General features: G+C 40.5%; 15 protein-coding genes. 9 read left to right on the top strand and 6 right to left on the bottom strand.

Going from position 1 to position 17,497, the window contains the following annotated elements; translation table 11 throughout:
• Positions 1–53 precede the first annotated feature (53 nt).
• Positions 54–1,841 carry an ATP-binding protein gene (locus RM368_RS02895; protein WP_322692655.1) on the top strand — a complete coding sequence of 596 codons (1,788 nt, stop codon included), beginning with the start codon at positions 54–56 and terminating at the stop codon, positions 1,839–1,841.
• A 38-nt stretch (positions 1,842–1,879) separates the two neighbouring features.
• Here the strand turns inward: RM368_RS02895 and RM368_RS02890 are convergent, their stop codons facing one another.
• Positions 1,880–2,449 (bottom strand): Uma2 family endonuclease, encoded by a 570-nt coding sequence (locus RM368_RS02890; protein ID WP_322692654.1) that lies wholly within the window; start codon positions 2,447–2,449, stop codon positions 1,880–1,882.
• Positions 2,450–2,565: 116 nt separating this feature from the next.
• Between RM368_RS02890 and ureE the strand changes: the two genes are divergently transcribed.
• The 3 genes from ureE to ureG all read left to right on the top strand — a co-directional run bounded on the left by ureE (position 2,566) and on the right by ureG (position 4,383).
• Complete coding sequence (ureE, locus tag RM368_RS02885; protein WP_322692653.1) at positions 2,566–3,012, top strand: urease accessory protein UreE; 447 nt, start codon at positions 2,566–2,568, stop codon at positions 3,010–3,012.
• Positions 2,987–3,679, top strand: coding sequence for an urease accessory protein UreF (locus tag RM368_RS02880; protein WP_322692652.1), 693 nt, complete (start codon positions 2,987–2,989; stop codon positions 3,677–3,679). Before ureE ends, RM368_RS02880 begins: the two co-directional genes overlap by 26 nt.
• 107 nt (positions 3,680–3,786) lie before the next feature.
• Complete coding sequence (ureG, locus tag RM368_RS02875) at positions 3,787–4,383, top strand: urease accessory protein UreG (protein ID WP_322692780.1); 597 nt, start codon at positions 3,787–3,789, stop codon at positions 4,381–4,383.
• A 181-nt stretch (positions 4,384–4,564) separates the two neighbouring features.
• Here the strand turns inward: ureG and RM368_RS02870 are convergent, their stop codons facing one another.
• Both RM368_RS02870 and RM368_RS02865 read right to left on the bottom strand, forming a co-directional pair.
• The gene (locus RM368_RS02870; protein WP_322692651.1) at positions 4,565–6,451 is read right to left on the bottom strand and encodes an ABC transporter ATP-binding protein; all 1,887 of its coding nucleotides are present in this window, start codon (positions 6,449–6,451) and stop codon (positions 4,565–4,567) included.
• A 151-nt stretch (positions 6,452–6,602) separates the two neighbouring features.
• On the bottom strand, positions 6,603–6,854 hold the full coding sequence (locus RM368_RS02865) for a hypothetical protein (RefSeq protein WP_322692650.1): 252 nt from the start codon (positions 6,852–6,854) through the stop codon (positions 6,603–6,605).
• Positions 6,855–6,978: 124 nt separating this feature from the next.
• Between RM368_RS02865 and RM368_RS02860 the strand changes: the two genes are divergently transcribed.
• Positions 6,979–8,727, top strand: a complete 1,749-nt coding sequence (locus tag RM368_RS02860) for a GH3 auxin-responsive promoter family protein (RefSeq protein ID WP_322692649.1) — start codon at positions 6,979–6,981, stop codon at positions 8,725–8,727.
• Between the two features lie 229 nt (positions 8,728–8,956).
• Here RM368_RS02860 and RM368_RS02855 read toward each other — a convergent pair whose 3' ends face one another.
• Both RM368_RS02855 and RM368_RS02850 read right to left on the bottom strand, forming a co-directional pair.
• The gene (locus tag RM368_RS02855) at positions 8,957–9,529 is read right to left on the bottom strand and encodes a single-stranded DNA-binding protein (protein ID WP_322692648.1); all 573 of its coding nucleotides are present in this window, start codon (positions 9,527–9,529) and stop codon (positions 8,957–8,959) included.
• A gap of 421 nt (positions 9,530–9,950) precedes the next feature.
• Positions 9,951–11,207, bottom strand: coding sequence for an FAD-dependent oxidoreductase (locus tag RM368_RS02850; protein WP_322692647.1), 1,257 nt, complete (start codon positions 11,205–11,207; stop codon positions 9,951–9,953).
• 203 nt (positions 11,208–11,410) lie between these two features.
• Here RM368_RS02850 and RM368_RS02845 point away from each other — a divergent pair, with 203 nt between their 5' ends.
• From RM368_RS02845 to RM368_RS02830, 4 genes are all read left to right on the top strand, one after another.
• The gene (locus RM368_RS02845) at positions 11,411–12,730 is read left to right on the top strand and encodes an ABC transporter ATP-binding protein (protein ID WP_322692646.1); all 1,320 of its coding nucleotides are present in this window, start codon (positions 11,411–11,413) and stop codon (positions 12,728–12,730) included.
• A 121-nt stretch (positions 12,731–12,851) separates the two neighbouring features.
• A complete protein-coding gene (locus RM368_RS02840; RefSeq protein ID WP_322692645.1) occupies positions 12,852–12,959 on the top strand; it encodes a DUF4160 domain-containing protein in 108 nt (35 codons plus the stop codon).
• A gap of 160 nt (positions 12,960–13,119) precedes the next feature.
• Complete coding sequence (locus RM368_RS02835; RefSeq protein WP_292781405.1) at positions 13,120–13,398, top strand: DUF2442 domain-containing protein; 279 nt, start codon at positions 13,120–13,122, stop codon at positions 13,396–13,398.
• A gap of 750 nt (positions 13,399–14,148) precedes the next feature.
• A complete protein-coding gene (locus tag RM368_RS02830) occupies positions 14,149–16,680 on the top strand; it encodes an AAA-like domain-containing protein (RefSeq protein ID WP_322692644.1) in 2,532 nt (843 codons plus the stop codon).
• Positions 16,681–16,964: 284 nt separating this feature from the next.
• On the opposite strand, the gene RM368_RS02825 is transcribed toward RM368_RS02830, so the two are convergent.
• A complete protein-coding gene (locus tag RM368_RS02825) occupies positions 16,965–17,387 on the bottom strand; it encodes a hypothetical protein (protein WP_322692643.1) in 423 nt (140 codons plus the stop codon).
• Positions 17,388–17,497: the final 110 nt, after the last annotated feature.

Genomic DNA, 17,497 nt, shown 5'->3' with positions numbered 1-17,497 from the left:
AATGAGAGGGTGTTATTTATGGCAATGTTGAGTAAAGGAAACACCCTCAAGATATGGGCAAAGTTGCTCGGATGCTATTGGCTACTCCATTGACAACAGTGCAAAGGTGGTGGAAAAAAACCTTTTTTGCACCAACAACTGATGAAATCGTTACTCTTTACAGAGTTTGGCGTAACCGTTTTTTGTGGCAAAGATTACGTTTATGGTTATGGCTGGCGCTGATTTGTCTGTTGACTTTTACTTTGCGCGACTTTTACGGCTTGTTTTTTCCTTTTGCAGAGTTGCAGCCGCTGCCAGAAGTACTTAGAACTCAACGCCTGGTAATTAATGTTGCAATGCTTGCAAGTATAATTATTTGCTTTGCTTTACATAAAACTAAATTAGGTCGTCATCGTCCAGATTTATTATTTTTGGGGTCTTCTTGGTCACTTAGTTTAGCGTCGCAGTTGTTTGCAACCATCAGCGGTTTCGCACTACCCGATACCATCGGCTGGTCGCTATTGTTCTTGAGCCAAGCTGTGTTGATGCCTGTTTGCTGGATTCTTCACTTGCTGACTCAAGTGAGTGTGCTGATTTATTATTTTGGTGTGAATACAGTACTTGGGCTAAAAACACCAATCCCCGACCACCCAGGAATATATAATGTAACCTTCATTTTATATATTTTCTGGTTTTGTACTATATGTGACATCGGTGTTTATCTGTACGATCGCCTGCAACGTTCGGAATTTTTCGCCCGCCAAGAACTAGAATCTGCCTACCAAAAACTCAAGGTTGCCGAAGCTAAATATCGCAGTATTTTTGAAAACGCTGTTGAAGGGATTTTTCAAAGCAGTCCCGATGGACATTACATTACGGCAAATCCTGCTTTAGCGAGGATTTATGGCTACTCTTTAGTAGACGACGTGACAGCAAATTTTACTGATATTCAACAATTGTACGTTGACCCGAACCGCCGAGCAGAATTTGTGCGTCTGATGGAAAAGTATGGCAGCGTTTCCGATTTCGAGTCCCAAATTTATCGTCAAGACGGGAGTATTGTCTGGATTTCCGAAAAAGCCTATACAGTCCGTGACGAACAAGGAAAACTGCTTTACTACGAAGGTTTGATTGAAGACATTACCCAGCGCAAGCAAACTGAAGAAGAACTCCGAGTGTTTTTCCATGCAGTTTCCCACGACTTACGCAACCCAGTACTAGGTACTTTAATGGTACTGAAGAATTTGTTGGCCCGTTCAGAGGAAAATATTACGATTTCCCGTTCAATTTTAGAGCGAATGATTCAAAGTAGCGATCGCCAACTGAACTTAATTAATTCGTTGATGGAAACTCATATCAGTGAGGTGCAAGGTGTTGTTTTACAACGCCAAGCCGTACAATTACTGCCAGTTATCGAAGCTGCGATCGCAGATTTAGAGCCATTGCTAGAGCAAAATCAAGCCAAGCTGACAAATCTGGTATCCGCAGATTTGCCATTAGTGAATGTAGATCCTACGCAACTATGGCGAGTTTTTTCTAACTTAATTGTCAATGCTTTGAAACATAATCCCCCTGAATTGCTTTTGACAATCAATGCTACCCGTCAGGATGACATGATTTATTGTACTGTTAGTGATAACGGTGTGGGCATTAGTCAACAACAAAGCGATCGGCTTTTTGACCTTTACTTTCGGGGTGCAAGTATCGGCAATTCTGTAAGTTTGGGATTAGGGTTGTATCTATGCAAGCAAATTATTCATGCTCACGGTGGCGAAATTGGTGTGAACAGTGCATTGAATGCAGGGGCAACATTTTGGTTTACCTTACCAATTAGTAGCTCACAGCATGAAGTTGCTAATTAAACCTTTTTGTTACCAAAAATATTTTTTTAAATTTGCTATTATTCAGGAAAAAAGAAACGAATAGAACAACAAAATCCGGGTAAAAGTGGCGATGTTATTTCATCATCGCCTAATAAAGTAGCAACTAAAACCAACTGTGCTTTTTCTCGCCGATAAACTTCGACTTGTTTAGTGAAGCGATCGACAATCCAATACTCACGCACGCCTTGAACTGAATAAAGTTTCAGTTTTGCTTCCTTGTCTCGAAGTTCGTTTTGTTTACCTGGGGATAAAACCTCTATTACTAACTCTGGTGCGCCTGTCAAATGTCCTGCTTCATCTTCAATTTGCGCCAGTCGTTCTCGACTTACCCAAACTACATCCGGTATAACGCTATCTGCTTGCGAAAAAATCACGCCTGGAGCCACAATTGTTTCCCCTAAACCACTCAAATCTGACCAAACATCGAGTTGTCGAGCAATTTTTACACAAACTTGTTGATGACGGCGGTGAGGTGTGCGAGTCACAAAGAGTTCTCCATTAATAATTTCATAGCGCGTCCACTCATTTTCGGGTAGAACCTCTAAATCGTGAATTGTCCAGCGTACTCCCTCAATGGCTTGGTTCATAATTGTCCCCATTTAGCTCGTTGCCTTTGTTTAATTTTATCTTTTCTTCCGGCAAGGCAGATATTGTATTTAAATTAGAACCATAATGAAAAGCAAAAGTTCAGGCGAAACTCTGTATGCTGACATTTACCCAACTTAAACCACCTAATTACGATGCCGCTGTTACTTTTACTCTGGCGCTAACAGCAGAAGAACGTACCCGCAGTCGTCATCGTTTTGAAACTGAAGATGGTAAGGTTGTGTTTTTACATTTACCGAGAGGAACTGTCTTACATGATGGCGATATTCTGCAAGAAGAAACCCATAGCAGTTTAATCAGAATTACTGCCAAACCAGAACTAGTAATAACTGCTTTTGCCCAAACACCACTTTTATTATTACGGGCGGCGTATCATTTGGGAAATCGCCATGTACCTGTAGAAATTACTCCAACTTATTTACGCTTGTCTTCAGATTCAGTTTTACGCACTATGTTGGAACAATTGGGGTTAGAAATTAAAGAGGAAATTTTACCATTTCAACCAGAATTAGGAGCTTATGGACAACACCATCATCCTCACTGATAGCCATCTTTTGAATATTTTGCAGCTGGCTAGCCCCGCTTTACCTGTGGGAGCATATAGTTATTCTGAAGGTTTGGAAATGCTGGTAGAAAATAGTACGATCGCTAACCACACACATCTCAAAGATTGGTTAAAAGCAGAGTTGCTCTACGGGGCAATTCGGTTAGAGGCGGCGGTGATGGTACGATCGCAGCAAGCTGTAAAAATAGGTAATGTAGAGTCGCTATGCCGTTGGAATCTGTGGTTATCTGCCGCTAGGGAAACAGAAGAATTACGCGCCTCTAGTTGGCAGATGGGGCGATCGCTCATCCAATTACTTGGTAAACTAGAACCGCAGATTATGCCTATTGCCAATGCTGTAGGTAATCCTTGCAATTATGCGATCGCTTTTGGTATTGCCGTTGCCCATTGGCAAATCAGCATCCAAGCCGCATTACTCGCATATCTGCATAGTTGGGCAAGTAATTTGATTACTGCTGGCGTGAAACTGATCCCCCTTGGACAAACCGCAGGACAGCAGTTATTGCTAGATTTGCAACCACTACTCAGTGCGGCGGCATTAGAAATTCTCGCGTTGGATGACGATGAACTCGCCTGCTGTAGTTGGGGTTTATCGCTGGCAAGTATGCAGCATGAAACGCAGTATACAAGGTTATTTAGGAATTAGTCATTAGTTATTGGTCATTGGTCATTGGGCATTGGTCAAAAACTAAGTCCCGATAAGCATGTACCAAGAAAAAATGACAAATGACAAATGACAAAGGACAAATAAAAATGAATGCATTTCGAGTAGGGGTTGCTGGGCCAGTGGGTTCAGGGAAGACGGCTTTAGTTGATGCTTTGTGTAAGGGATTGCGCAAGCAATATCAGATTGCGGTGGTGACGAATGATATTTATACTCAAGAGGATGCTCAGTTTTTAGTGCGTTCTCAGGCGTTGGCTAGCGATCGCATTTTGGGTGTAGAAACTGGTGGTTGTCCTCACACTGCTATTCGCGAAGATGCTTCGATGAATTTGGCAGCAATTGAACAATTAGAAGAACGTTTTCTCGATTTAGATTTGGTGTTTTTGGAAAGTGGTGGCGACAATTTAGCTGCTACTTTTAGTCCAGAATTGGTGGATTTAACGATTTACGTCATCGATGTTGCAGCTGGTGATAAAATTCCCCGCAAGGGTGGCCCCGGTATTACCAAGTCTGATTTATTGGTGATTAACAAAACTGACCTAGCACCTTATGTTGGTGCAGATTTAAGTGTGATGGAACGAGATGCTAAAAAAATGCGCGGCGATAAACCTTTTATTTTTACTAATTTAAAAACTCACTCTGGACTTGCAGATGTAATTAACTTTGTTTGCACCAATATCTGTTGAAAAAGAATTCAGAATTCAGAAGTCAGAATTCAGAAGTCAGAATCAAGACAATTAAATCTGCATATTGAGTGGGTGTGCAAAAACGTCGTTTATTCAGATGTTTGCATCGCTACCCCTTGGCTATGCGCCACTTGTACAGAATTTATGCTGAATTCTGACTCCTGACTCCTGAATTCTGTTTCTATAAAGCCTTCTGATGACGACTTCGCACCCGTTCAGCACTACCGGTAGGAATCGCAGCAATTAATTTTTGCGTGTATTCTTCTTTAGGTTCTTGGTAAATGCTTTCAGCTGTCCCTTCTTCAACAATTTGACCGCGATTCATGACTAAAATGCGATCGCTCATAAATTTCACTACACTTAAATCGTGAGAAATAAAGATATAAGTAAGCTGAAAGTCTGACTGTAATTCTTTGAGAAGATTTAATACTTGCGCCTGTACTGAAACATCTAGCGCTGAAACTGACTCATCGCAGATGATAAACTTAGGATTTAACGCCAAAGAACGAGCTATGCAAATCCGTTGGCGTTGACCGCCAGAAAACTGATGAGGATAGCGGTTAATCGCATCTGCACTCAACCCCACCCGTTCTAAAAGTTCGACTACTCGCTGTCGTCGTTGTTGTTTTGTCTTCCCAACAGCGTGAATTAACAAAGGTTCCATTACCGCATCCCCAACCTTCATCCGGGGATCGAGGGAACTAAAAGGATTTTGGAAGACTATTTGCATTTCCCGCCGCAGTTTTTGCAACCGTTCTCCTTTGAGGCTAGTAATATCTTGTTTCTCAAAGATAATCTGACCACTCATCGGTTCAATTAAGCGCAGCAAGGTTCTGCCAAGGGTCGTTTTACCGCAACCAGATTCTCCCACCAAACCTAGTGTTTCTCCTGGTTTAACATCAAAAGAAACGCCATTAACTGCCATATTATAACTTTTTATACTACCGAACACCCCACGCACTGGAAAACTAACTTTCAAGTTGCGGATTTGCAGCAGGGGTTCCAATTCATTCAAGTTTGCCAATCTTGTAGCAATCTCTTCTTTGGTAACTTCTGTGGGTTGTGCGGGTTCTTTCGGCTGAATTACGACTTGTCCCGTTGGCGTCTCTTCTGCACTCATGTAGTCGGAAACAGTGAGTAATTTTTGGGGACGGCGGTTGAGTGTGGGGCGACAAGCTATCAAACCTTTAGTATATGGATGCTTGGGACTACTGAAAATTTGCCGAGAAGTACCAGATTCGACAACTTTACCTCTATACATCACCGCTACTTGGTCAGCAATTTCTGAAATTAGCCCCAAATCGTGGGTGATGAAAATCATTGCCATGTCACGGCTTTGCTGCAATTCTCGCATTAACTCTAAAATAGTCGCTTGCACCGTCACATCCAAAGCTGTGGTTGGTTCATCGGCAATTAAGATTAATGGGTTGCAAGAAATTGCCATTGCAATCATCACCCGTTGCAACTGACCTCCAGAAAGTTCATGAGGATAGCGTTCCAGCATAGCTTCTTTGTGTTCTTTAACCAACTGTGCCAACTTTGGTGCATCTGGTTTCGATAAATTGGCGTTGGTTTGATGCCAAGTTTCGATATACTGCTGCTGGATATCCTCATCGCTAGGTAGAAGTTTAACCTCTTGCAGACCTGCGATCGCAATTTGTCGTGCTTGGGCTGCTGACACATTTTGATGCCGCATAATCGCTTCTGTTAGCTGAAACCCGATGTTATAAACCGGATTAAGCGAACTCATCGGTTCTTGAAAAATCATGGCGATGTCGCCACCCCGGTGTAACTGCATTTGCTCAGGAGGCAATGTTACCAAATCGATGGGGTTGCCATTCTCTTGAGGACGAAACCAGATTTCACCGCCACTCACTATGCCAGGAGTTTGCAACAAACCCATCACAGCTAAGGCTGTCACCGATTTACCACTTCCCGATTCTCCTACTATTCCTAGAGTTTCACCTCGATGCAGCGCAAAGGAAATACCATCCAAAGCTCTGACAGTGTTGCCATCACCGGGAAATTCAACTTGGAGATTGTGAACCTCTAGGACAGTTTCTCTCATAGGAGTTGGGTAGGAATTCTAACTTAAAATTATTTGGATTTTAACAATAGTTTTGATGTATGTGTCAATAAATTTGGTTTTTACACTTCTTGGCGGTTTTTCACTGCTTAGACTTCAACTACAATTTTCAATGTTTTGAGAACTAGTTGCCTCATCCATCAAGATAATTTTCGGCTGATTGAGTTGCATTAGCTTTCTTTACAGCTATTTGTGCTGCCAAATCTGCTGTTGTAATTTGAAACAATTCTGTTGTCTCGATTGCTACCGCTAAAAAGGATTTTGGATTATCAAGTGCTGTACTAAACAATGCCTCAAAAGCGTCTACACTGAACAGATAGCGGTAATATCTCTTAATTAACTCCCTGCTTTGGGAGTAGATGCAAAGCAGCTTGTCGTAAGACATCGCCTACAGGCTACTCATCCTTGACTTCGGTCGCAAACAATGATTGAAGCCCAGATTTAATTCTTTTGAGGCGATACAAGACTTCCAGATTGGGATAAGGTATTTTATAGAACCATTGCTGCGTATGAACTTAAAAATTCGAGAACAAGCACAAGAAATATTCAATAAAATTTCAGAGATTTTTCTCCTTTATTTGTTGCAAGTAGCAGCGAAAAGAAGCCTGAAAAGTTTGCAAAAAGACACTGTTAATGCTGTCTCTGTCCAACAAAAGCTTCTTAGAAATATTCTCAAACTTCAAAAGGATACGGAATACAGTAAGAAGTATAATTTGGCGGCTATAGGTTCGGTTGCAGAATTCCAAAGGATACATCCTCTGACCACTTATGAAAATTACCGCGAAATTATCGAAGATATTGCTAAGAGTGGAAATTTCTCTCAACTGGTAGCAGAGCCAATTATTCTTTTTCAAGAAACGTCGGGGACAACGGGCAAATCTAAACTTATACCCAGAACAAAACGCTTACTATCAACTTCACAAAAATCTTTTCAGGCTATAAACGCGATCGCACGCTCTTACTATCTCAATGGTAAAGCATACGCAAAAAACAGTCTTGGTTTGGCTTTGGCTAGTGCACAACCACTTAAATCTACACCTAGCGGTATTCCTAGAGGTTCAGGAACTAGCGGAGGAATTAGACAATCCAAATTATTTCAAAAAATAGTCAGTCTCAATTTTTCTAGCCCCATTAGCATATTCTTGATTCCCGATTATAGGAGCGCTTATTATTGCCATATGCTTTTTGCTCTCTTGGAGCCAAAGCTTACTTATATTACGGCAAACTTTGCCTCCAATGTTTTGGATGCTCTACAAATATTAGAACGAGAGTGGTCACAAATAATAAATGATATTTACCACGGTCAAATTAATTCCAACTTGGAACTGGATACAGCTACAAGAAATGAGCTACAAAATAGGCTCAAACCTAATCCAGAAAAAAGTAACACACTCCGAACTGAATTTGAAAAAGGATTTGAGGGTATTATACCCAGAATATGGCCGCAGTTGTCTAACATACAATGTATTATAACTGGGTCGCTGCAACTATATAAAGAAAGTTTGAAATTTTATGCAGGTGAAATACCAATTTACTCACATGGTTATGGTGCTTCTGAAGCTTGGATCGGGTGTAACCTAGAGCCACAAAAAGATTCTCCAGCTTACGTAATTACTCCTCATTCGGCATTTTTTGAGTTTATACCTATTTCCCAAATTGATGCAGAAAAACCCACTACAGTTGACTTGACTTCTCTAGAGGTAGGTGAAAGTTACGAATTAGTTGTGACGACAGTAGCTGGACTTTACAGGTACAGGATGGGGGATATCGTTAAATGTGTGGGCTACTATAACCAAAGTCCCATGATTGAATTTTTGTATCGCCAAGGTTCGCTGCTAAATATTAGCGGAGTTAAAATTTCTGAAAACGAAATTTTTGCTGCTATTACTGAAGCTTGCAAAATTTGGGGAGACGACTGCAAAATAATAGACTATACCACAAGCATTGATGTTTCATCATTTCCGTTGAGTTACATTATTTACCTAGAGGTTTCAAAAATCTTTACAATTCTTCCTGATTTAACATCATTTCAAGATAAATTTGAACAGATTATTTATGATTTAAATGTGCTTTATCTGAATACAAGGAAAGCGAATATTATTGGCGCACCTGAAATTAAACTTGTTGAAAGAGACAGTTTCAAAATGTTTAAAAACCAAATGATTTCTCAAGGTACTTCAGAAGCACAGTTCAAAATGCCACGGTTGCTAAAAAATGTAGAGCAGATCAACTTTATAGAAAGCAAATCTCTTAATTAATAATCAATAACAATGCATCTCTAAGGTGAGTAGTGCCCACAACAACCCAGATATGTATGGAGAATTGTTGAGTAAGAGTAGGTAAATGTCTCACAACAAAATGCAAAGCTTCAACGCAAACAAAAAAAATAGCACATCCTGAAGGATGGCTACTTGTAGAAATTGTCTAATCGCAATCCTTTTTGCTAATCATACTTAGCAAATTGAATACACGCTCAACTACCAACTTTTAGAACGGAATATCATCTGGATCTGGTTCTTCCTCTTTCACTGCTGGATAAGTGGTTCGCTCATAATTTGTGGGTTGGGGTACGGGTTCGTAAGTTTTCGCTTGGGGAGCAACGCCAACAGGATTTGTCGCTGGGGTAGGCGCTGGACGTGGTGACTCGTAAGTGGGAACGTCTTTCTGTACCGGACGAGATGCTGATGGTTGTCGGGGAGTAGTTTCAGTAAATGATGAAGTTGGGGTTGCTGAGGGTAATGGATCGGTATTAAAACTACCTCCAACAGATTGAATTTGTTGTACTGTCAATTCAGCGCGTTTTTCTTTAAAACCTTCTTGACGATCGACAGTATTCATACTTAAACGTCCTACCAAGATGACGCGATCGCCTTGGTGGTAATTTTGCTGAATTTCTGTCGCTAAATTCCCCCAGCCGACAACTTTTAGGGTGGCTGGCGGATCTTCGGGTTTTTGGGAGTTGGGAAACTGCACCAACATTTCCGTGACTCCCAGATTATCGGCTGTGTAGCGGAGTTGCGGTTCGTTAATAATTTCCGCCATCAAAACGCAGCTGTTCATTAAAATTACTCCTGACTGCAAAAAGTACTGATTCAAAAAGAGAAGGTTTTTCTATGTAGTGCCAATTAATATCTAAATAGGTTTAATCTTTTGCATTTTTTAATAATGTTTGAACAAATTTTCTAACAGAATTCAGGAGTCAGAATTCAACAGTCAGGAGAACACTTGATCAGTGAATATATTAATCATACTAAACTCCCGATCAATTCTGACTTCTGACTCACCTCGGCTACGCTCGGCGACCACCTGGGTGCTGAATTCTTTTTAGTCCTTTCTAGCATAAAAGCCAAGCGATCGCTTTGAACAGCATTGAGTATACCGTTCGCCACCCTCGCTTGACTAAATTGAGCATTCAATTCTGCATAGAGTAGTATAATTGTACCACTAAGTCCCATTAAATAGAAAAAATTCTTGGCAAAAATTAAGCCTTGACGTGAACTGGAAAAACACCCAAGGCGATCAACCTGGCTGGAAGGTCGCGCAAGATGGGTAAGCGCAAAAATGCAGGTGGTACAAAGCTACGATTTGAGGTGATAACCGGGGCCAATACCCGCTTTTGGACAAAAGTCTGAAACGCTTGAATGATGCGTGTGGGCAATTCGCGTTGACGTTGTACTTTTGCTAGGTCACTCAGTTGTACTTGTCGGTTTTTGAGCGGTTTGCTGAGTACATTCGCCGCGACTACAGCATCCTGAATCGCGTAATTAATGCCAACTCCACCAACAGGGGACATTATATGAGCTGCATCACCAATGAGTAACAGTCCCGGACGATACCAGCGTTTGACAAGGCTGGACTCGACAGAGAGAAAAGCTACTTGTGACCAGTCATGTAAATTTTCGATGCGTTGCTGGAATTCTGGCACTACTTCGACAACCGATTTTTTTAATTCCTCCAAACCCGCAGCCCGCAGTTGTTGATAGCCTCCCTTCGGGATGACATCGGCAACTTGCCACTCATCACCACGGTCAAGCATGGCGATTAGCTTACCTTGACCAAAGCGCCCCATTCCCCCTTCAGAGTCTTCTGGCTGACGCGGTAGGCGAAACCAGAGGACATCCATTGGCGGCGAAGTTTCGATGGACTCAAACTCTCCCAAGTGGCGTAAACGTGAGTGGCGACCGTCTGCACCCACTGTCAATATTGCCCGGATTTCATGCCAACCACCGCCTCCCCGATAGCGGACACCTTGAATCACGTCATTTTCGGTAATTAATTCCTGCACATTCGCACCCATCACCAGATGGAAACTAGGATATTTTTGTGCTTCTTGGGTGATGAACTCCAAGAATTTTACCTGGGGAAGCATTGTAATGTAGGGATAATGGGTTTTCAGATGGCTAAAATCTGCGAATGTGACAGTATCTTGAGGAGTTTGAATACTAATTTGGCGCATTTTGGTATGGGGAAGTTCTAACAAGCGATCGCTTAATCCCAATTCCTCCATAATTTCCATCACCGATGGATGAATCGTATCGCCGCGAAAGTCGCGATCGAAGTCTTTGTGTGCTTCCAGCAGCATCACCGAAATGCCTTGACGCGCTAACAACAGCCCCAATACTGCTCCTGCTGGGCCACCCCCCACAATGCAACAATCTGTGGTTTGTACGTCTACAATGTCATGGACAGGGTTAATACTTGGATCTGGGGAAAGATTTTTAGGTACATCGGTAGTCATCACAACACCTCTTGATAGCCCTAAAATTTAGAATAGTTTGCTTTTGATACTGCAAGCTGTTTTTTTAACTTTTCGTATTTACCCTGAAGGTGTATTATGATGGGCGCTAAACTGTCATTGGTCATTAGTCCAAATCCAATGCCCAATGCCCCATGCCCCATGCCCCATGCCCAATCCCCAATCCCCAATCACAATAATTAGTTGTGTCCCAAGTTATTTTAGAAAACGTTTATAAAAGTTTTTCCTCGCGTAAAGGGGAAAGTGTTACCTCACAAACCCAATCTCCTCTCACGCCTGGGGAAAAAATCGATGTAGCCCAAGAACGGGCAGAAAGTGTCAATGTCTTGCGGCGGATTAACCTAACGATCGCAAACGGTGAATTTATGGTGCTGGTAGGCCCTTCTGGTTGTGGTAAAAGTACCTTGCTGCGGTTAATCGCTGGGTTGGAAACGATGACTGGCGGTAATATCTGGGTAGGCGATCGCTTGATCAATGACTTACCACCCAAGGAACGCGACATTGCAATGGTGTTTCAAAATTACGCCCTTTATCCTCACATGACGGTGTATGACAACATCGCTTTTGGGTTGCGCCGCAGGGAAAGCAGAGGAGCAGAGGAGCAGAGGAGCAGAGGATATACTTCCTCGTCTCCTTATTTTCGGACGTGGGCGGAAAATCTTTTTGTAGGAGCGACCAGAAAGTTACCTAAAGGATTGCGCTACACTTCTGACAAAGAACGGGCGGTGGATGAACAGGTGCGTAGTGTTGCTCAACTGTTGCAAATCGAAACATTGTTGAATCGCTTACCCAAACAACTATCTGGGGGACAAAGACAACGGGTTGCATTGGGAAGAGCGATCGCGCGTGACCCGCAAGTATTTTTAATGGATGAACCGCTTTCTAACTTAGATGCCAAACTACGGGCGGAAACCCGCGCCCAAATTGTTAAATTGCAGCGCCAATTGGGGACAACGACAATTTACGTTACCCACGATCAAACAGAAGCGATGACAATGGGCGATCGCATTGCGATTATGTCTGAGGGTAAAATTCAACAAGTTGCTTCTCCCTTAGAACTTTACAACCGCCCAGCCAATCTTTTTGTAGCAGAATTCATTGGTTCACCACCGATGAATTTTATTCCTGTAGAATTTCATGCTCCGCAGTTGATTACTCATTCACAATTGCGTTTCACCCTGCCAGAAGTTTGGGGAAAAGCTTTACAAAAATATGATAGGAAAACTCTAATTTTAGGCATTCGCCCAGAACACTTGAACTTGAGTATGCCTGCCACCAAAAATCTACCCGTACAAGTAGATTTGGTAGAAAATCTCGGTAACGATTCCTTTCTTGCTGTTAAGATTGCCGAACCAGAATCTCAAAGAGCCAATACAGCCAAATCCCTGCAAGTGCGAATCCCACCAGACCGATTTGTAAAAGCTGGTGAGCAACTATGGTTATCGCTAACTCCAGAGAAAATTCACTTTTTTGATCCGGAAACTGAGTTGGCGATATTTCCTTAAGAAATCAATTGCCTAGTTGATATTTTCAGAAGTAGCAAAGTGGCAATCGTCTGACTTACCATGAATCCCTTGAACGTAGACGCACATTGGCTTCCAATACATTCTGAAGAGTAAATAAAGTATGCCAGAAATTAGTCGTTTTTTCGGGATGATCGTCACTATGTATTACAATGACCATCCGCCCCCACATTTTCACGTAAGATATAATCCAGCAAAAAGCCATTATTAGTATTGAAACTTTAGAAATTTTAGAAGGTAAACTTAGCTCCAGAGCTTTTAAACTTATATTAGAATGAGCAAATTTACATCAAAATGAATTGATAGAAAACTGGAAACTAGCTAGAGACAATCAAATCCTCAATAGCGTCTTACCATTGGAGTAGTAAAATATGTTAAAAGACATTATTGCAGTAGAACCAAGGGAAAATTATCAACTATATATCCGTTTTGAAGACGAAGTGGAAGGAATAATTGATGTTAGTAAGCTGATTAAATTTACAGGTGTTTTTGCACCTTTACAAGATCAAAAATACTTTGCTCAGGTTGAATTAAACCACGAATTAGGGACAATCCAATGGCGATCGGGAGCCGACCTCGATCCAGATGTTCTCTATGCAGTGATTAGCAATCAGCCTATTCCTAAATATAAGTCACTACGGTTCACTTAAGGATAATTGTAGCGACTGTCTTGATTGTTAAGTGCGATCGCCTGATATTGTAGCGACTGTTTTAAAAGTCAAGTGCAGGCTACGCCTACGTACCTGTGTACTTGATCCCGGTGCGACAAAGTTTGAAGTACCTCAAAACGACTTGGGAGTACCTCAACACGACTTGGGAGTACCTCAACACGACTTTGGAGTACCTCAACACGACTTTGGAGTACCTCAAAACGACTTTTAAGTACCTCAAAACGACTTTTAAGTACCTCAAAACGACTTTGGAGTACTTCAACATGACTTCGAGGTATCTGTTGCTTATATAGCAGTCCTAAATCATTCGTGAGAATTTAAGATCGTTTTAACCCCCGTGTAGTCCTGCCTTGGTAAGCTACGGTGTACACACAAGTTGGATTACCCCCCTTAATCCCCCCGATGCATTGGGGGAAAAAAGAAATCTAGTTTCCTCCCCTTTCCAAGGGGAGGGTTAGGGTGGGGTAAAATCCTAGTTAATCAGCTATTTCAGACTTGTGTGTACACGGTAGCCTTAATAAGAGAGGACGGCTCAGACATTGAAATCAAAAGTGCGATACCTACTCTGGGCTACGCGATCGCCTGATATTGTAGATTGGGTTTTAGCTTACTTCTCTTAATTGGTCAATCAAAATTTTCATACACTTATGAAAGAAACTTCAGCCTTCAAGTAGTATATTGTGTCTTAATTGACATATCACCTGGGTATTAGCAATGTAGAATATGACTATGAATTTGCCAGTTCCCCAAGATTATCAATATCAATTTGGTGGTAGTCTTCCTGCTAATGCACCTACCTACGTCACACGCAAAGCTGATGCAGATTTGTATCAGGCTGTGAAAGCTGGAGAGTTTTGTTTTGTCCTCAACTCTCGACAAATGGGAAAATCCAGTCTGCGTGTCCGCACAATGCAAAGGTTACAAAATGAAGGAATTGCTTGTGTATCTATTGATTTAACCGCAATTGGAACATCAGGGCTAAAGTCTGAACAATGGTATTCTGGGATTATTGATACTATTGCTGGTTCTGAAAGTTTAAACTTAGGTGAGCAGTTTGATATAGATGAGTTATGGGAAGAAAATTCCCGATTTTCTGATGTGCAGATTTTTGGTAAGTTTATTGACAAATTACTCAAATTAGTTTCCACACAAATTGTTATTTTTATAGATGAAATTGATAGTGTTCTCAGTTTAAAATTTCCAGTTGATGATTTTTTTGCTTTAATTCGAGCATTCTTTAATCAAAGAGTTGATAATCCTGAATATCAGCGCATTAATTTTGTGCTTTTGGGAGTAGCTACTCCTTCTGAGTTAATTCAAGATAAAAAGCGTACTCCTTTTAATATTGGCAAAGGAATTGAATTAACCGGATTTGAATTTGCAGAAGCTTTACCTTTAATTAACGGATTATCTGGACAAACTAGCAACCCCGAAGCCGTACTAAAAGCGATTTTAGACTGGACTGGGGGACAGCCCTTTTTAACTCAGAAAATCTGTGAATTTGTCCGTAAATCTGCAACTGTAATTCTCCCAGGTGAAGAAGCTCATTTTGTAGAGAATTTAGTCAGAAATAGAGTGATTCAGAATTGGGAATCTCAAGATGAACCGGAACACTTTAGAACGATTCGGGATAGAATTTTAAAAAGAGATGAACAGAAAGCCGCATATTTATTAGATTTATATCAGCAAGTATGGTACTCAGGCGGAATTGATATTGATAATAGTATTGAGCAGAGTGATTTACAGTTAGCGGGAATCGTTGTTAAAAAAGAGAGTACATTAAAGGTTTATAATCTGATTTATCAAACTATTTTTAATAATTTATGGATTGAGAAAACTTTAGGCAGTTTGCGCCCTTATGCAGAGAATTATCGTCAGTGGATATTATCAAAAAAAGAGGATGAGTCTCGTTTATTGCGGGGTCAAGCTTTAGTAGAAGCGGAAAATTGGGCAAAAGGTAAAAGTTTAAGTTTTCAAGATGGAGAATTTTTAGCCGCTAGTCGCACACTACAGCGAAAAGAGGAACTAGCAGAAACAGAAATCCAGGCAGAATTAGAAAGAGAAAGGAAAGAAAAGGAAGCAGCAGAAAGAGCTAGACAAATTGAAGGTAATGCTAAACAGAAAGCAGAAAAGCAATTGGTAATTGCTAGGAAAAGAATACGTTTTGGAATAGTGGTTTTGTTTGTTACTTTAGGGCTTACATGTTTGATAGGAATAGGTGCATTTATTGGGCTTGAAACCGCTAACAGAAATACAAAGGAACTCAACCAATCAATTGCTAAAATTAGAGAACTATCAACGGTGGCTTCTCAACTTCAACAAAAAGGGGAAACAAACCAAGCCAATCAGTTTTTAAATATTACAGGTTTGGTTTTGCAGGGTAAAATTAATAATCCCAAGTTAAAAGAGGCTTTATTAGATAGTTCTCTGGTTTTAGGATATCAATATCTAGTTGATTCAATAAACGAGGTAAATAAAAAAAATGATTTAAAAAAAGCTGAAATAAATTTTAAAAAAATCCTACCTGAATTATCAAAAGTAGAAAATGAAGTTGAGAATAATTCAAATAATTTAGCAACTTTAGTTTATATTAACTATGTTAAAGGTAAAGTAGAAGAACGCTCAGATAAAGTTAGGGCTTTAGCAGATTACAAAAAAGCATTTAAAAATATCAACAGTCTAGAATCTCAGTTTAAATCTAATCTTGATCTATTTACTTTAGACCTAAATATTCTTTACAATAGCAATGCTGATATTGTGACTTTGCTTTATCGTAAACTTAAAGAATTAGACGGCTCAAATTCAGATTATGATCAATATTTAAAGGAACATTTATTAAATGAATTAGACTATTTTATGAAGCAAGAAAGATGGAGGGAAGCAGATTCAAAAAATTGGGAGTTTATTGTCTATTCAGCAGGAAAGGAAGAACAACTCTATTTAGATTTAATTGATGTCAAAAACTTTAATTGTAAGGATTTAAAACAACTAGATACACTTTGGGTTAATAACTCTAAGGGGTATTTTGGTTATAGTGTCCAGAAAAAAATATATTTGGCTAGTGGAAATTCTCTCGATTTTGACTGGGAGAAGGGAGGATGGAAAAATAGGAACGAGAAAGGGTATAATGATTTTACAAAAAGTGTGGGATGGAAAGGACAGGATGGAAAGTTGATTAAATATGAGGAATTACCCATGAAGCTGAAGGATCAGGGAGGGGTATCTATATCTAGGAGGGGAGAACTCCCTTACTACAATTAGGAGAGGGGGGTTTTTGTGCCTTATGCGAGGGGGGTGGAGTCCTACGGGGCATCGTCGTTGAGTTCATTTGAGTTGTTTTCTCTCTTCTTGCAGAGACTTGTAAATTGTAGCAGATAGGGCTTTCAGAGAATTGTAATGCACAACCCAAAGAAAAAAACAAATAACACAAAAGGAATTGAAAAGAGGTAATTTAGAGTCGCTGAGATTACCAGTAAGTAGCAAATTCCTCTAAAAAAGACATTTTTACTGATAAATAGAGACACTACTCCTATCTTCATCTCAAATCATTGACTGTGATCTCGAAAAATCATCCCTGCAACTTGCGGATTGTAACAATTAGCAAAAATAAATTTTTCAGCCACATCAACAATTTCTGGATTACTTGTTTCCCAACTATCCCAAGGCAATCGCATCTGTCCTGGTGATGTTTTTTTACTTTTGCCTTTAATTACTTTAGGCAAAAATTGATTACCCCAAAAATACCGTTTTTCTGTTTTTGCTTTTGGTTTGTACTTCTTACAAAAAAACCGATATTTAGCAGCACATTCATTCAAAGTTTTACCCAACGTCAAAAAAGCCGGATGCCAAGTTGTTAAACCATCATCCCCCAGTCGGTCATAGATTCCATAATTACTAAAATCATAGAAAAAGCCTTCTTGCATTCCCGCCGCTTTCGGATTGGCGTGAATATACCGCAGCGTATTCAATGCCCGTTGATGGTCACTTTTAGGATTTACGCACTCACATCGACCAGCCCCTCCCTAAAAAGCTTGTCATTACCAACATCTTTTAAACTGACTGGGTGATAAAATCAGCA

This window comes from Nostoc sp. DedSLP03, assembly GCF_034530815.1.
Taxonomy (GTDB): domain Bacteria; phylum Cyanobacteriota; class Cyanobacteriia; order Cyanobacteriales; family Nostocaceae; genus Nostoc.
The sequence above is the reverse complement of the archived record's forward strand: the minus strand, read 5'-3'. Positions and strand labels throughout refer to the sequence as shown.

Bases quoted from the DNA above. Each gene is read 5' to 3' on its own strand.
- RM368_RS02895 (WP_322692655.1), top strand. From the start codon at position 54: ATGGGCAAAGTTGCTCGGATGCTATTGGCTACTCCATTGACAACAGTG.
- RM368_RS02890 (WP_322692654.1), bottom strand. From the start codon at position 2,449: ATGAACCAAGCCATTGAGGGAGTACGCTGGACAATTCACGATTTAGAG.
- ureE (WP_322692653.1), top strand. From the start codon at position 2,566: ATGCTGACATTTACCCAACTTAAACCACCTAATTACGATGCCGCTGTT.
- RM368_RS02880 (WP_322692652.1), top strand. From the start codon at position 2,987: ATGGACAACACCATCATCCTCACTGATAGCCATCTTTTGAATATTTTG.
- ureG (WP_322692780.1), top strand. From the start codon at position 3,787: ATGAATGCATTTCGAGTAGGGGTTGCTGGGCCAGTGGGTTCAGGGAAG.
- RM368_RS02870 (WP_322692651.1), bottom strand. From the start codon at position 6,451: ATGAGAGAAACTGTCCTAGAGGTTCACAATCTCCAAGTTGAATTTCCC.
- RM368_RS02865 (WP_322692650.1), bottom strand. From the start codon at position 6,854: ATGTCTTACGACAAGCTGCTTTGCATCTACTCCCAAAGCAGGGAGTTA.
- RM368_RS02860 (WP_322692649.1), top strand. From the start codon at position 6,979: ATGAACTTAAAAATTCGAGAACAAGCACAAGAAATATTCAATAAAATT.
- RM368_RS02855 (WP_322692648.1), bottom strand. From the start codon at position 9,529: ATGAACAGCTGCGTTTTGATGGCGGAAATTATTAACGAACCGCAACTC.
- RM368_RS02850 (WP_322692647.1), bottom strand. From the start codon at position 11,207: ATGACTACCGATGTACCTAAAAATCTTTCCCCAGATCCAAGTATTAAC.
- RM368_RS02840 (WP_322692645.1), top strand. From the start codon at position 12,852: ATGCCAGAAATTAGTCGTTTTTTCGGGATGATCGTCACTATGTATTAC.
- RM368_RS02835 (WP_292781405.1), top strand. From the start codon at position 13,120: ATGTTAAAAGACATTATTGCAGTAGAACCAAGGGAAAATTATCAACTA.
- RM368_RS02830 (WP_322692644.1), top strand. From the start codon at position 14,149: ATGAATTTGCCAGTTCCCCAAGATTATCAATATCAATTTGGTGGTAGT.